Source organism: Actinomyces sp. zg328 (assembly GCF_009829635.1).
Classification (GTDB): domain Bacteria; phylum Actinomycetota; class Actinomycetes; order Actinomycetales; family Actinomycetaceae; genus Actinomyces; species Actinomyces marmotae.
Map to the genome: position 1 here is coordinate 234,453 of NZ_VWPE01000003.1, position 14,252 is coordinate 248,704.

Here is a 14,252-nt window from a genome sequence, read left to right on the forward strand (position 1 = left end):
CGTTGTCAGACCCGTCACACACTCCGACGGTAAGGCAGTCGGGCCCATTCCACCAAATCCGCTCCGACCCGCGCCGTTGTACAGACTCGCCTGAATGCCGGCCGATAGCCGCCTGGGCGCGGCCTGGGGAGGGTGCGCCGTCGCGGAGCCGGTCATCCAGCACTCGGGCAGAAGCCGGGCCGCCGGGTGCGACCCCCGCCACCCTGCGCTGCATGGAATCCACTGAGCACGTAGTCTGGGGCCATGTCGAAGACCTCTGCCCGCACCCTCGACTCACAGCAACTCCTGTCCGCCCTCCTCGCCTTCATCGTCATGTCCACCGTCGGCGGCCTGCTCGTCTCGGGCTTCGCCGTGCCCTTCGTGGGGGCGGCGAGCGTGATCTCGAAGGCATCACGGGAGTTCTTCGAGGACCTGCCCGATGACTTCAAGGTGCTTGAGCCGAGCCAGGTCTCGGTCCTGCGGGCAGCCGACGGCACGGAGATCGCCCAGTTCTACGCGGAGAACAGGATTGTCGTGCCGCTCAAGGACATCAGCAAGAACGTGCGGAACGCGGTCATCGCTGTTGAGGACCAGCGCTTCTACCAGCACGAGGGCGTCGACCCCACCGGAATGCTGCGCGCGCTGGCCTCCAACGCCGCGGGCGCCGATCGCCAGGGCGCCTCCACCCTCACCCAGCAGTACGTGCGCAACGTCCTGGTGGAGGCCGGCATCCGCAGCGGCGACCCCGCGAAGATCCGCGCGGCCACAGAGCCCACGACGGCGCGCAAGCTCAGGGAGATCAAGTACGCCCTGACCCTGGAGAAGACCCTGCCCGACGCCAAGAACCAGATCCTGGAGGGGTACCTCAACATCGCCGCCTTCAGCCCCTCCACCTATGGGGTGGAGGCCAGCGCGCAGCACTACTTCAGTCATTCGGCCAAGGAGATGACCATCGCCGAGGCGGCGCTGCTGGCCGGCCTGACCAACGCGCCGGGCGCCTACGACCCGGTGTCCTACCCCGATCTGGCCAAGGACCGCATGAACTGGGTCCTCCAGAAGATGCTGGACAACGAGTTCATCGACCAGGCCCAGTACGACGAGGCCGTGGCGACCCAGGTCAGCGACATCCTGAACGTGACCAACCACGTCGGCGGGTGCGCCTCGGCGGGGTCCGCGGCCTACTTCTGCGACTACGTCGTCGGCGAGATCCAGAACTCCGAGCTCTTCGGCAAGACAGCCACCGAGCGCAACCAGCTCCTGCTGCGCGGGGGCCTGCAGATCACCACCACCCTGGACCTGCGCAAGCAGAAGGCCGCGGACGACACGATCGCCAACTACGTCCCCATCGGGGATCCCTCGAACGTCAAGGGCGCCATCGTCGCCGTCGAGCCCGGGACGGGCAAGATCCAGGCGATGGCCCAGAACACCTCCTACGGGACGGACAGCTCCGACCCCTCGGTCTCCCAGATCTCCTATTCCGCTGATTACAAGCACGGTGGCATCGAGAACAACGGCTTCCAGCCGGGATCCTCGTTCAAGCCGTTCGTGCTCGCCCAGTGGTACCAGATGGGCAGGTCCGGGTACGAGACGATGAACACTGACCCCACCACGTTCCCCGCCGCCAACTGGAACATCTCCTGCAGCGAAGACACCTTCGTGGAGCAGTGGAAGGTCGGCAACGCCAACCCGGGCGAGGGCGGCACGCACTCGGTGGTGCAGTCCACGGCGATGTCGATCAACGTCGCCTACGCCAAGATGATCCAGCAGATGGACATCTGCGCGGTGACGAGCCTGGCCGCCAAGATGGGCATGACCAAGGCCGATGGCAACCCCATCGACCCCCGGCCCTCGATCACCCTGGGCACCATGAACGTCCCCCCGCTCAACATGGCCAACGCCTACGCGACTTTCGCGGCGCACGGCGTCTACTGCAAGCCGATCGCCATCAACAAGGTGACCGACCACAGCGGCACCGAGATGGCCGTGCCGAGCGCGGACTGCTCGCAGGTCATGGACCAGACCGCCGCGGACAGGGTCGCCCTGACCCTCACGCATGTGTTCGGGGGCCAGGGAACCGCCAAGAACCACGGCCTGGCGGGGCGGCCGGCCGCGGGCAAGACGGGCACCACGGAGGAGATGGACAACGCCTGGTTCGTGGGCTTCACCCCGCAGCTGTCCACCGCCGTGTGGATGGGCCACTCCGAGGGCACCAAGCCGATGAACGGCCAGTACATCGGCGGGCGCTACTACGCCACCATGTACGGCTCGGACGCTCCCGCGCCCATGTGGAAGCAGTTCATGGACACCTCGCTGGCGGGGACGGGCGCCGAGCCCTTCACCCAGGTGAGCCTGGGCGCTGGACAGCCCGCGCAGCCCTCGGGCGGCAACGCCAAGAACACGTCCGGCCAGCTCCCCGGCCTCACGGGTGACGCCGGGGCCCAGACGGCCCAGGCGCCCCAGGCGGCGACCGCCGATCAGCCCGGGACGGTCGCGCAGGCCGACGCCGACCTCCCCGCCGGGCAGCTCCCGGGCTCCGCGCCCACGGCGGCCAGCCGCAAGGAGTTCACGACCAGCCTGAGCCCCGCGGGCTCCGGAGGCGCCGTAGCGACCGGCCCGGCCGGCGGCAACGGCTGACCACTGGCGAGCACTCACAACCCCGGGGGCCCTTCGACATGACGACTGCTGTGACCGCGCTGCCGCGCCGATCCTCCTCCCGCTCACGGCGCCTTGGCGCCGCCCGCGCCCTGGGCTCCCTCGCCGCTCTCGGCGCTGGAGCCCTGGGCTACGCGCTCCTCGAAGCGCGCCTGCCGGTGCTGCGGCGCTGCTCCGTGCCCGTCCTGGCCGACGGCGAGGAGCCGATCACGATCCTCCACCTGACCGATCTGCACCTGACCGACCGCACAGAGGCTCGCGTCGCCTGGGTGCGGGATCTGGCCGCCGAGCACCCCGACGTCGTCATCTCCACGGGCGACCACCTGTCCTTCGCCTCGGGACTCGAGCCGCTGCGGCGGGCGCTGGAGCCCTTCGTGGAACTGCCGGGGGCCTTCGTCCTGGGGGACCACGACTACTACTCCTCCGTGTTCAAACCGCCGACCCGCTACCTGCGCCGCGACCCGCGAACGGCGGACGCCGAGGGGGCGCGCGAGCGCCTCGTGGAGTTGCCCTGGCGGGAGGTCATCGAGTTGCAAGCCTCCGGCGGCTGGGCGGACCTGACGAACGCGCGGGGGACCCTCACGGTGCGCGGGCGGCGAGTGGACCTGGTCGGCGTCGATGATCCTCACGCCGAGCGGGACTCCTACCCCGTCCCGGACGACGGCGCCGACGGCGCGGCCTCAGCCGCCCTCCTCCCGCCGATCCTCGACCGCTCGGGGCGGGCGCTGCGCCTGGGACTCGCGCACGCCCCCTACCTGCGAGTGCTGAACCAGATGGCGGGTGACGGCGTCGCCCTCGCCCTGGCGGGCCACACCCATGGCGGCCAGCTCTGCCTCCCCGGTTTTGGCGCGCTCGTGACGAACTGCGACCTGGACCGGCGCAGAGTCACCCAGCGCCTGTCGCAGTGGCCGGGGCACATCGGGGATCCGAGCGCAGCGGGGGACATGTACCTGCATGTCAGCGCGGGGCTGGGCACGAGCCCCTTCACGCCCGTGCGCGTGGCCTGCCGCCCGGAGGCGACACTGCTCACCCTCGTCCCGGCGCGCTGAGGACCGCACTGAGGACCGCGCTGAGGGATCGGGCGGACGAACTCGCCCAGTTCCAGGTGGAGCGCCTAGGAGCGCCAGCGGGCGAAGCCGCCCTCGGAGTTAATAACCTGGCCGGTGATCCAGCGGGCGTCGTCGGCCAGCAGCCAGGTGATGAGTCGGGCGGCGTCGTCGGGCTCCCCGAACCGCCCGAAGGGGAACATGCCGCGGACGGACTCGAGGGCATCGGCGGTGAGGTACCCGGTGTCGACCGGGCCGGGGTTGACGGTGTTGACGCGGATAGCGTGATCGGCGAGTTCGTCGGCGATGGTCAGCGTGATGCCGGCGATGGCGGCCTTGGCCGCGCCGTAGGCGATCTCACCGGGCAAGGGCCCCTGCGCCTGGCCGGAGGTCAGGAAGACGATGGCGGGAGCGGGGGGCTCCTCATCCGCCCCTCCGGCCCGCTCCCCGACGACGGCGCGGGCGAAGGCCTGAGCGAGAAGGATCGAAGCGCGGGCGTCGACGGCCCAATGCCGGTCGAGGACGTCCTCGGTGATGTCGAGCAGGGGGGGCGTCGGGCTCGCTCATGGCCTGGTTGCACACGAGGGCGGTCAACGGGTGGCCGACGTCGGCAGCCGCTTCGGCCGCGGCGGCGACAACGCGAGCGGGCTGGCCGGAGGCGGCGAGGTCGGCGCCGACGGGGGTGAGGCGGGCGCCGTCGGAGAGATGGGAGGCGATGGAGGCCATGACGGCGTCGATGTCGTCGGCTCCCCAGGCCTGAGCGGCGTCGTGGGGCGAGTAGTGGTGGGCCACGACGCTGGCCCCCTGGGCGGCGGCGCGGCATGCGATGGCGTGGCCGATGCCGGCGCGGCGGCTGACCCCGGTGATGAGGACCGTTCGGCGCGCGAGTGGGAGGGGATCTGGAGCGAGGTCCGCGCTGGTCATGGGGTCAGTCAACCGCGTGGCGCGGGCGCGGACAAGGGGCGGGCGTCCCCGACTGCGTCCTCCCCGTGATGGACGACACCGGACGGGCGGCCGAAGGTAATTTCCCTCGACGCGGGCGGCCCGGCTATAGTTGCCGCTGCACACACACGGGGTGTGGCGCAGTTTGGTAGCGCGCTTCGTTCGGGACGAAGAGGTCGTGGGTTCAAATCCCGCCACCCCGACCACGAGGAGATCCGCGAGCCCGTTCGTGAGATCCCCAAGGTTGAAGGGATCGTCGGACGAGTTCCTGGCCATCGACCTCACACTCAAACCCACGTCACGGTCCTTCCATGACGTGGGTTTTTGCTTGGGAGCCCGGGGGGCTCGGCCGGTTCCAGGCCGCTGAGGCGGGCAGAGTGGGCGGTGACAGGGCCGGTGCTTCCAGTTTCATCGACGCCCCCGGCCTCGTCACCGCTTCTGTTGGCCTGCCGGTCGCTCCCACTGGCCTCGACGGCGATTCTGCGGCACCGCTCGGGAGGGGATGACGACGGAAAGGCCGGGGCCGCCATCGTCGGCGGTGAGCACATGAGCCCGCTGGGCGCGTCCAGGGCGGCGGTGGGCCGTCCAGGGCAGCGGTGCGCCGCCCAAAGCAGCGCTCCCCGCGATGCTTCGGGCGGCCCACTGACGCCGCAGACAGCCCACCGATGCCGCAGACGGCCCAGCGGTGCCCCGTCCAAAGCAACGGCGGGCCGCAAAGCAGCGCTGGGCTTCAGGGCAGTACTGGGCGCGTCCAGAGCAGCGGTGGGCCGTTCAGAGCGGCGGTGCGCCGCCCAAAGCAGCGCTCCCCGCGATGCTTCGGGCGGCCCAGCGGTGCCGCAGACAGCCCACCGATGCCGCAGACGGCCCAGCGGTGCCCCGTCCAAAGCAACGGCGGGCCGCAAAGCAGCGCTGGGCTTCAGGGCAGTACTGGGCGCGTCCAGAGCAGCGGTGGGCCACCCAAAGCAACGGTGCGCCGCCCAAAGCAGCGCTCCCCGCGATGCTTCGAGCGGCCCACTGACGCCGCAGACAGCCCACCGATGCCGCAGACGGCCCAGCGGTGCTCTCAACAGCCCGGCGGCATCCACGCCAGCAGAATCGCCAGTATCGGCAGCCCCACCAGTGTCGAGTCTCATGGCGTCGACGCCGACCCAACGGCCGACGCCCGCACCCGCCGGTCCCACAGTCGATGCCCGCACCCGCCGGCCCCACAGTCGACGCCCGCACCCGCCGGCCCAACGGCCGACGCCCGCACCCGCCAGTCCCACGGTCCGCCGAGCGCTGGGCCGGGTTTCAGTCGGCGTCGGCGCGCACCACCGGGCGAGGGCTAGCCTTGCCTTGGAAGGAGCCCGATGAGCACGACGAGCAGCGCCCGCGCCGCGACGCCGAAAGCCCCCCGGTCAGCCGACGCCCGCGCCCGCCGGGAGGTCGCCGGGCGGGCGATGGAACGCGTGCTCGCCGTCATGCTGATGCTCGCTTTCGCCATCTGGACCCTGCTGGTGGTCACGGGCCGCACGGCTCATCTCGACACGGCCTTCACACGGTCCTCCCCCCTGCTTCCCCGCTCAGCGGGGGCCCAGATCGCCGAGGCCTACGCGCTCCTGACCCATCCCGCCCTCATCACGGCGGCCATCGTCGGCCTCGCGCTGTGGTCCTTCAAGGAGCGGATGCGCCGCCTGGCCCTGGCCCTCCTCATGGCCGCGGCCGGGATCCCGGTCCACTGGCTGATCTCCACCTCGCTGGGTATCAAGCAGCCCCACTCGCATCTGCTCGACTCTCTGTCCGTCGTGGGCGGCGCGTACCCGAACGCCCAGATCGCGGCCGTGACCATCGCCTCCTCGATGCTGCTCGTGCTCACACGCGCCCACCGGCGGCCCACCTCGGACATGGCGGTGTGGTGGCTGGCGGGCATCGCCGCCATCATCGCCTCCTGCTACAGCCAGTGGGCGATGGGGATAGCGAGCGCCTCCGACCAGATCGGGGGGATCCTGTGGGGGGCGGCGGTCACCAATACGAGCCTCGCCCTGGGCGGTGTCGACACGATCCTGTCCTCCTGGGCGCGCCTGGGCCTTCCCACGCGCAGCGTCGACAAGCGCGCCGCCGTCATCTACAACCCCACGAAGTTCTTCGACCTATCCCTCCTGCGCCGCCGCATCGAGGCCGAGGTCCTGGCCGCCGGCTGGCTGCCCACCCAGTGGCTGGAGACGACGCCGGAGGACCCCGGCCGCGCGATGGCGCGCCAGGCGCTCGAGCACGGGGTGGATCTCGTGCTCGTGGCCGGCGGGGACGGGACGGTGAGGGCGGTGGCCGGGGAGTTGGCGGGCACCGGCATGCCGATGGCGCTCCTCCCCTCGGGCACCGGCAACCTGCTCGCCCGCAACCTCCTCATCCCCCTGGACACCGACGCCGCCCTGCGCCTGGCCCTGTCGGGCAGCCCCACCGCCATCGACCTCGTGCGCGCCACGTGGGATGACGGCGAGGAGATCTTCGCCGTCATGGCGGGCCTGGGCCTGGACGCCCAGATCATGGCGGACACGAAGGACGAGCTCAAGAGGGTCATCCGCGCCGGGGCCTACGCCGTCGCCGCGATGCAGCACGCCAGCCCGCGGCCCTTCCGCGCCGCCATCGCCCTGGACGGCGCCGCCCCCGAGGAGCACGACATGGTCATGGCGCTGCTGGGCAACGTCGGCACGATCACCGGCGGCATGACGATCCTCCCTCGCGCCACCCCCACCGACGGCCGGGTGGACCTCCTGCTGGCCCGCCCGGACCGGGTCGTCGACTGGGCGCGCATGGGCGCGATGATGCTCGCGGGCCGGGTCCCGTCGGGGCTCACGCTCGCGCAGGCGTCGCGCGTGTCCATCCGCGCCAATGAGCCCGTGCCCTTCGAGCTCGACGGCGATATCGCCGGCACCACCCGAGCCCTCGACATCGAGGTCATTCCCGGGGCGCTCTCGGTCATCGCCCCGCCTCGCCCCTGAGCCGGGGGAACGGTCCGCCGCGGCTCCGGGCGCTGGATAGACTCACGCTCATGACCTCTTCAGCATCCCCGCGCTCCGGCCTGACGGTCGCCCTGGGCCGCGCGGCCCGCGTCGCCGCCCGCCTGCGCGGTGGCGGTAGCGGCGGAACGGCCTTCCCCGGGCTCGTCATGGAGAAGGCCGATCCCGGCTTCCTCGCCCGCGCGCTCGGCCAGCTGCCCATGGGCGTCGTCGTCGTGACCGGGACCAACGGCAAGACGACGACGACGAAGATGGTCGTCCAGTTGCTCGCCGAGCAGGGGCTGAGGGTCGTCACGAACCGCACCGGCTCGAACTTCGTGCGCGGGGTGCTCGCCTCCCTCCTCCACGACGTCGACGCCGTCGGCCGCCTGCGCGCCGATGTGGCCGTGCTCGAGCTCGATGAGGCCCACGCCGTCCGCTTCGTCCAACTCGTCAAGCCGCGCGCCTGCCTGCTGCTCAATGTCATGCGCGACCAGCTCGACCGCTTCGGGGAGATTGACTACACCGCCTCCCTGCTGCGCAAGGTCGCCCTGGCCACCACGGGCGCCGTCGTCACCAACGCCGACGACCCGCGCCTGGGCGCGCCCGCCTTCACCGAGGGCCTGGCCGCCCCCGTGTCCGCCTTCGGCGCCAGCCCCGGGCTGCGCTCCCTGTTCCTGTCCGACGACGAGCTGCGCGCCGGCGCCGCCGACGCCACCGCCGCCCGCCATGTGAGCCCCCGCGTTGTCCTGGAGTCACTGAGCGGCCAGGACGCCACCGTCCTCGTGGACGGGGCCGCCCACGAGGTGCGCTTCGCGATCCCCGGCATCCACAACCAGCTCAACGCCTGCGCCGCCCTGGCCGTCGCCCTTGAGGCCCTGGGGGATCGCGCCGACGCCGCCCTACCGGGCCTGCTGAGCTCGCTCGGGCGAGTGCGGGCCGCCTTCGGCCGCGGTGAGGTCCTCAACCTCGACGGCCGGGAGGTCCAGCTCTCCCTGGTGAAGAACCCGGCGGGCTTCCGCATGGGCCTGCTCACCGCGGCCACGGCGCCCGGCCCCGAGTCGGTGATGGTGGCGGTCAACGATGAGTACGCCGACGGCCGGGACATGTCCTGGCTGTGGGACGTGGACTTCTCCGGCCTGAGGCAGGCGGGCGTGGCCGTGGTCACGGGCACGCGCGCCTGGGACATGGCCCTGCGTCTGCGCTACGACGAGGTGGATGTGGGGGCCGTGGAGCCGGACCTGGGCCGGGCCCTGGACGCCCTGCGGGAGGACTCGCGCCGCACGGGCCGGCCCATGCGCGTCTTCACCACCTACACGGCGATGCTCGCGCTGCGCTCCCGCCTGGGCGAGCTGACCGAGGTCGAGGAGGTCATGAAGTGAGCGCCCAACTCTACGAGCACTCCGGGGAGGCGGGCGGCGCGAGCGCCGGCGCCCTGCGCGTCCTGCAGCTCTACCCCCGGGACATGAACATCTACGGGGACTGGGGCAACACCCTCGTGCTGGCCCGCAGGGCCCAGTGGCGCGGCTATGACGTCGAGGTCCTCTCCTACGACCCCGGCGACGAGCTGCCCGACGGCGTCCACCTCGTGGTGGGCGGCGGCGGCCAGGACTCCGGCCAGGAGCGCATCACCGCGGATCTCCAGGCGCGCTCGGCCGAGTTGCGCGCCTGGGCCGCGGACGGAGTGCCCATGCTCGTCATCTGCGGCCTCTACCAGCTCTTCGGCCACCGCTTCCTGACCGCGCAGGGCAGCGAGATCCCCGGCATCTCCGTGTTCGACGCCGAGACCGTCGCCGGTCACGGGCGCCTGATCGGCAACATCACCACCACCAGCGAGATCTTCGGCGACATTGTCGGCTACGAGAACCACTCCGGCCTGACCACCCTGGCCCCCGGCCAGGCTCCTTTCGGCCGAGTGCGCTCGGGCGATGGCAACAACGGCCAGGACGGCACCGAGGGGGCGCTGGCCCACCACGTCATCGGCACCTATCTGCACGGCTCGCTGCTGCCGAAGAACCCGGCCGTGGCCGACTGGCTCCTGGAGCGGGCCGTGCGGGCCGCCGGCCTGGAGTGGGTCGGCGAGGACGCGGCGCACCCCGGCCTCGACGGCGCCTGGGCGGACAGGGCCCGCGCGGTGGCGATGTCCCGCCCGCGCTGAGCCCTAGGCCCGGTCATCAACGCGCCGGTGAGAATGATCGCCACCGGGCTTGCCACTAACGCTTACCATTCTTTAAAGTAATTAGGCACGCCTTATCACACCCCTAATCTCCCCGGAGGAGCCATGCGTCTCACCCGCCGCAGCGCCATCATCTCCCTGGCCGCCCTCTCAGCGGGCACCCTGTCCGCCTGCGCCACCGATAAGAAGAAGGACGGCGGCTCCGGCGCGGGGAAGTCCCTGAGCATCGTGGCCACCACCGGCTACCTGGGCGACGCCGCCAGGAACATCGCCCCCGACGCCACCATCACCGTGCTCGTCGGCCCCGGGGGCGACCCCCACACCCAGGAGCTGACCACCAAGGACACCCAGGCCATCGAGAGCGCCGACGTCGTCCTGTGGACCAGCCACGACATGGAGCACAAGATGCTGGACCAGCTCGATGGGCTCGGCGCCAAGCAGGTGCCCGCCGCCGAGTCGATCCCCGAGGACATGCTGCTGCCCTGGGAGGAGGACGGCGTCGTCGAGGGCCACGACCCCCACGTGTGGAACTCCCCCGACAACTGGAAGCACGTGGTGACCGCCTGCGCGCGCAAGATCGCCGAGATCGACTCGGCCAACGCCGAGACCTACAAGGCCAACGCCGAGGCCTACAACAAGAAGATCGACGAGGCCAAGGAGGCCGCCAAGAAGCTCTTCGACGCGATCCCCCCGGAGAACCGCGTCCTGATTACCGGCCACGACGCCTTCAACTACCTCGGCAAGACCTACGGCATCGAGATCCACGCCACCGACTTCGTCTCCTCCGAGTCCGAGTTGAGCGCCACCGACATCGAGGAGCTCGCCACCCTCATCGCCGACAAGAAGATCAAAGTCATCTTCCAGGACAACCTAAAGAACCCCGAGGCGATCACCCACGTCAAGGAGGCGGTGGCCGCCAAGGGCGGGAGCGTCGAGGTCTCCGACAAGCCCCTGTACGCCGACTCCCTCGGCGAGTCCGCCCCAGTGGACACCTACCTGGGGGTATTCGCCTACAACGCCGAGACCATCTCCTCCGCGCTGGCCGGCACTGCCGCCTGAGCGCCCACCCGAGGCCGGGGCCGCCGTGGCGGGCCCCGCTGACGAGGAACGCCTGTGACGCACGATCCGCACCCTCCCTGCGCCGTCGAGCACCTCTCGGTGGCCTACCACGCCCGCCCGGTCGTCAAGGACGTGAGCCTGACGATCCCCGCTGGCGCCGTCACCGCCGTGCTCGGCCCCAACGGCGCGGGAAAATCCACCCTCCTCAAGGCCGCCATGGGCCTCATCCCCTCCCTGGCCGGCTCCGTACGCTTCTTCGGCGAGGAGCTGTCCCGGTCCCGCAGCCAGGTGGCCTACATGCCCCAGACCGCGGAGGTCGACTGGGACTTCCCCACCACGGTGCGCGACGTCGTCACCATGGGCACTTACGCCAGGCTCGGCTGGTGGCGCCGCCCGGGGGCCTCCGAGCGGGCCACGGCGCTGGAGGCCCTGGAGAGGGTCGGCATCCCCGAGCTCGCGGACCGTCAGATCTCCCAGCTCTCCGGCGGCCAGAAGCAGCGCGTCTTCATGGCCCGCACCCTGGCCCAGGAGCCCGACCTCTACCTGCTGGACGAGCCCTTCGCGGGAGTCGACGTCGCCTCCGAGCAGGCCATCATGGGGGTCCTGCGCTCACTGCGGGACGAGGGGCGCACGATCGTCGTCGTCCATCACGACCTGTCGACGGTGAGGCGCTTCTGCACCCACGCGATCCTCCTGTCCGACGGCCTGCTCGTGGCCGCGGGGCCCCTCGAGCAGGCCTTCACCCAGACCACGCTGCACCGCGCCTACGGGCTGACCGATGAGGCCCTCATGGGCGAAGGGCGGCAGTGATGAGCGCCGTCCTCGCCCTGACCGCGCTGCCGACGGCGCCCCTGGCCGAGGCCGGCGCGCTGCTTCCCGGCATCGTCGGGCCCGGAGCGCTCCTGGCCTCCTACACCTTCCGCATGATGCTGCTGGGAACCTCGATCGTGGGCCTGACCGCGGGGGTCCTCGGCGCGTTCCTGTACCTGCACAAGCAGTCTCTCGTCTCCGACATCATCGGGCACGCCGCCACCCTGGGCGTGGCGGGCTCCTTCATCATCGCCACCGCCGTCCTGGGCATCGGGGGGCGCTCCATGCTCGTGCTGACCATCGGCTCGATCATCGCCTCCACCTGCGCAGTGCTGCTCGCCAACTGGATCGCGGCGCGCTCGCCGGTGGGGCTCGATGCCGCGATGACGATCTGCCTGGCGCTGTTCTACGGCGGCGGGATCGTGCTCATGCGGATCATCGTCCACTCCTCCCTGCCCGAGCGGGGCGGGATCACCTCCTACATGTTCGGCAATGCCGCCACCCTCACCCGGGCGGACCTGGTCACCATCGTGGCCTTCGGCGCGGCCTCGCTCATCGTGGTGGCGGCGTGCTGGAAGGAACTGGCACTGCTCACCTTCGACCCCATCGCCTGCCGGGCGATGGGCTTCTCCCCGCGGCTCCTCTCCCCGCTGCTGCTGGGCACCGCCACCGTCGCGATCGTCATCGGCATCAAGGCCGTCGGGCTCATCCTCATGGTGGCCTTCGCGATCATGCCGGCGGCGGCCGCGCGCCAGTGGACGCACCACCTGTGGTCGATGGTGGGGCTGTCCGGATTGATCGGTGGGGCCTCCGGGGCGATCGGATCGGTGCTGGCGGTCAATCTCGGCCGCGTGCCGACCGGGCCGGTGGTTGTCCTGGTCCTGTCGGTCTTCCTCATCGCCTCCCTGCTGGGCGCGCCGGAGCGCTCGATCCTGCGTCGTCGGGCCCGCCTGCGCGCGCAGCGCCGTGAGCTGCTGGCCCGGATCACCGCCGAGGCCCATCGGATCGAAGGGCCCGGCCCCGCTGAGGCCGGCTCCGCTGAGGCCGGCCCCGCTGAGGCAAGCCCCGCCGTCCCGGTCGGGGCTCCGGGACCGGTCGCGAGCGCCCCGACGATGCCGGCGGGGGCGCGCTGATGCCCTTCATCGTCTCCGTCGCCGTCCTGGCCGTCACCACGGCGCTCACCTGCGCTCTTCCTGGCACTCTCCTCGTGCTGCGCCGCCAGTCGATGCTCGTGGAGGCCATGTCCCACGCCGTGCTGCCCGGCATCGTCGTCGGCGCGATCATCTCCGGCTCCACGCGATCCCCGCTCATGGTGGTGGCGGCCTCCCTCATGGGACTGGTCGTGGTGCTGGGCGCCGAGCGACTGCGCGCCTCCGGGCTGGTGACCGGGGACGCCGACCAGGGCCTGATCTTCCCCGCCCTCTTCGCCATCGGCGTGCTGCTGCTGTCCACCACTCTCTCCCAGGTGCACATCAGCGAGGACACCGTCCTGACCGGGGACCTCAACCTCATGGCCCTGACTCCCGAGCACATCCTCGTGGCCAATGGCAGCATCGACCTGGGCCCGCGGATGATGTGGCGCCTGGCCGCCGTCTTCGCGATCACAGCGGCCTATATCGCCCTGTGCTACCCCACTCTCAAGATCTCCACCTTCGACCCCGTGTCGGCCCGGACCCTGGGCCTGCCGGTGCGGCGCACCGACCTGGGCCTGATGACGCTGGTGGCGATCACTGTCGTCGTCGCCTTCGATGCCGCGGGCGCGATCCTCGTCGTGGCGCTGATGACGATCCCCCCGGCGACCGCCCTGCTCGTGTCGCGTTCCCTATTCGGGGCGATCCTGATGAGCCTGGGGATCGCGGCGGCCTCCGCGCTGCTCGGCTTCTGGGTGGCGCTGCGCTGGGACCTGGCGACGTCATCGACCATGGCGGTGGTGGACGCACTGGTGTTCCTGGTCGTGCTGGGGGTCACCGCGCCCAGGCGCGGCCTCGCGGCAAGGGCTGGCGAGCAGGGCGCCTCCCACTCTTAGACTCGCCCCATGGCGACACCGGAATTCATCCTGGCCCTGCGCGAGAGAATCGGCCACGACCAACTGTGGCTGCCGGGAGTCAGCGTGGTCGTCGTCGCCGGGCACGGGCGGCTGCTGCTCGGGCGGCGCGCTGACAACGGTCAGTGGTCTGTGGTCTCGGGGATTCCCGAGCCGGGCGAGCAGCCGGGCGCGGCGGCGGTCCGCGAGTGCCTGGAGGAGACCGGGGTGGCGATCGAGTTGCTGGGTCTGACGCATGTGGGGGCGAGTGCTCCGAAAACCTTCCCCAACGGCGATCGCTGCGTCTTCATGGACATCGACTTCGTGGCGCGGCCCGTGGCCGGGGCGGGGCCCGCGAGAGTGGCCGATGACGAGTCGACGGAGGTCGGCTGGTTTGCGCCGGACTCGCTGCCCGAGCCCCTCATGGGCTCGGCTCGGCGCCGCATCCGCGCCGCCCAGGCCTGGCTCGCCAAACCCGCCCCCGCCGCATTCGACCGCCCCTCGCACCCCTGCCTTCCGCTGATCCGGGGCTGAGCGGGCGCCTCCGGATTCAAAATGGCGCGGTTTGAGGATTGCTCGGGCATCAGCAT

At 71.2% G+C, this 14,252-nt stretch carries 10 protein-coding genes, 1 tRNA gene and 1 pseudogene; 11 read left to right on the top strand and 1 reads right to left on the bottom strand.

What is annotated here, in order from left to right:
• The first annotated feature begins 243 nt into the window (after nt 1–243).
• Together GVV75_RS03510 and GVV75_RS03515 are read left to right on the top strand one after the other, a co-directional pair.
• Complete coding sequence (locus tag GVV75_RS03510) at nt 244–2,613, top strand: transglycosylase domain-containing protein (protein ID WP_159624513.1); 2,370 nt, start codon at nt 244–246, stop codon at nt 2,611–2,613.
• 38 nt (nt 2,614–2,651) lie between these two features.
• Nucleotides 2,652–3,680, top strand: coding sequence for a metallophosphoesterase (locus GVV75_RS03515; RefSeq protein WP_159813478.1), 1,029 nt, complete (start codon nt 2,652–2,654; stop codon nt 3,678–3,680).
• Between the two features lie 65 nt (nt 3,681–3,745).
• Here GVV75_RS03515 and GVV75_RS03520 read toward each other — a convergent pair.
• Nucleotides 3,746–4,601 (bottom strand): annotated as a pseudogene (locus GVV75_RS03520) (SDR family oxidoreductase).
• A 147-nt stretch (nt 4,602–4,748) separates the two neighbouring features.
• On the opposite strand from GVV75_RS03520, the gene GVV75_RS03525 reads away from it, so the two are divergent.
• The 9 genes from GVV75_RS03525 to GVV75_RS03565 all read left to right on the top strand — a co-directional run bounded on the left by GVV75_RS03525 (nt 4,749) and on the right by GVV75_RS03565 (nt 14,196).
• Nucleotides 4,749–4,825, top strand: a tRNA-Pro gene (locus GVV75_RS03525).
• A gap of 1,143 nt (nt 4,826–5,968) precedes the next feature.
• Nucleotides 5,969–7,597 (top strand): diacylglycerol/lipid kinase family protein, encoded by a 1,629-nt coding sequence (locus tag GVV75_RS03530; RefSeq protein ID WP_159813480.1) that lies wholly within the window; start codon nt 5,969–5,971, stop codon nt 7,595–7,597.
• Nucleotides 7,598–7,647: 50 nt separating this feature from the next.
• Nucleotides 7,648–8,976, top strand: coding sequence for a Mur ligase family protein (locus tag GVV75_RS03535; RefSeq protein ID WP_159813482.1), 1,329 nt, complete (start codon nt 7,648–7,650; stop codon nt 8,974–8,976).
• Complete coding sequence (locus GVV75_RS03540; protein WP_159717723.1) at nt 8,973–9,752, top strand: type 1 glutamine amidotransferase; 780 nt, start codon at nt 8,973–8,975, stop codon at nt 9,750–9,752. Before GVV75_RS03535 ends, GVV75_RS03540 begins: the two co-directional genes overlap by 4 nt.
• A 123-nt stretch (nt 9,753–9,875) precedes the next feature.
• Nucleotides 9,876–10,829 carry a metal ABC transporter substrate-binding protein gene (locus tag GVV75_RS03545; protein WP_159717725.1) on the top strand — a complete coding sequence of 318 codons (954 nt, stop codon included), beginning with the start codon at nt 9,876–9,878 and terminating at the stop codon, nt 10,827–10,829.
• Nucleotides 10,830–10,883: 54 nt separating this feature from the next.
• Entirely contained in the window at nt 10,884–11,639 is a 756-nt protein-coding gene (locus GVV75_RS03550; RefSeq protein ID WP_159813484.1) for a metal ABC transporter ATP-binding protein, read from the top strand.
• Nucleotides 11,639–12,772, top strand: a complete 1,134-nt coding sequence (locus GVV75_RS03555; protein ID WP_236266044.1) for a metal ABC transporter permease — start codon at nt 11,639–11,641, stop codon at nt 12,770–12,772. Before GVV75_RS03550 ends, GVV75_RS03555 begins: the two co-directional genes overlap by 1 nt.
• Entirely contained in the window at nt 12,772–13,665 is an 894-nt protein-coding gene (locus tag GVV75_RS03560) for a metal ABC transporter permease (protein WP_159522680.1), read from the top strand. The genes GVV75_RS03555 and GVV75_RS03560 overlap by 1 nt, the downstream gene beginning before the upstream one ends.
• 9 nt (nt 13,666–13,674) lie before the next feature.
• Nucleotides 13,675–14,196 carry an NUDIX hydrolase gene (locus GVV75_RS03565; protein ID WP_159813486.1) on the top strand — a complete coding sequence of 174 codons (522 nt, stop codon included), beginning with the start codon at nt 13,675–13,677 and terminating at the stop codon, nt 14,194–14,196.
• The last annotated feature ends 56 nt before the right edge of the window (nt 14,197–14,252 follow it).

Coding starts and splice junctions, on each gene's coding strand:
- GVV75_RS03545 (WP_159717725.1), top strand. CDS start 9,876: ATGCGTCTCACCCGCCGCAGCGCCATCATCTCCCTGGCCGCCCTCTCA.
- GVV75_RS03530 (WP_159813480.1), top strand. CDS start 5,969: ATGAGCACGACGAGCAGCGCCCGCGCCGCGACGCCGAAAGCCCCCCGG.
- GVV75_RS03515 (WP_159813478.1), top strand. CDS start 2,652: ATGACGACTGCTGTGACCGCGCTGCCGCGCCGATCCTCCTCCCGCTCA.
- GVV75_RS03555 (WP_236266044.1), top strand. CDS start 11,639: ATGAGCGCCGTCCTCGCCCTGACCGCGCTGCCGACGGCGCCCCTGGCC.
- GVV75_RS03535 (WP_159813482.1), top strand. CDS start 7,648: ATGACCTCTTCAGCATCCCCGCGCTCCGGCCTGACGGTCGCCCTGGGC.
- GVV75_RS03510 (WP_159624513.1), top strand. CDS start 244: ATGTCGAAGACCTCTGCCCGCACCCTCGACTCACAGCAACTCCTGTCC.
- GVV75_RS03560 (WP_159522680.1), top strand. CDS start 12,772: ATGCCCTTCATCGTCTCCGTCGCCGTCCTGGCCGTCACCACGGCGCTC.
- GVV75_RS03565 (WP_159813486.1), top strand. CDS start 13,675: ATGGCGACACCGGAATTCATCCTGGCCCTGCGCGAGAGAATCGGCCAC.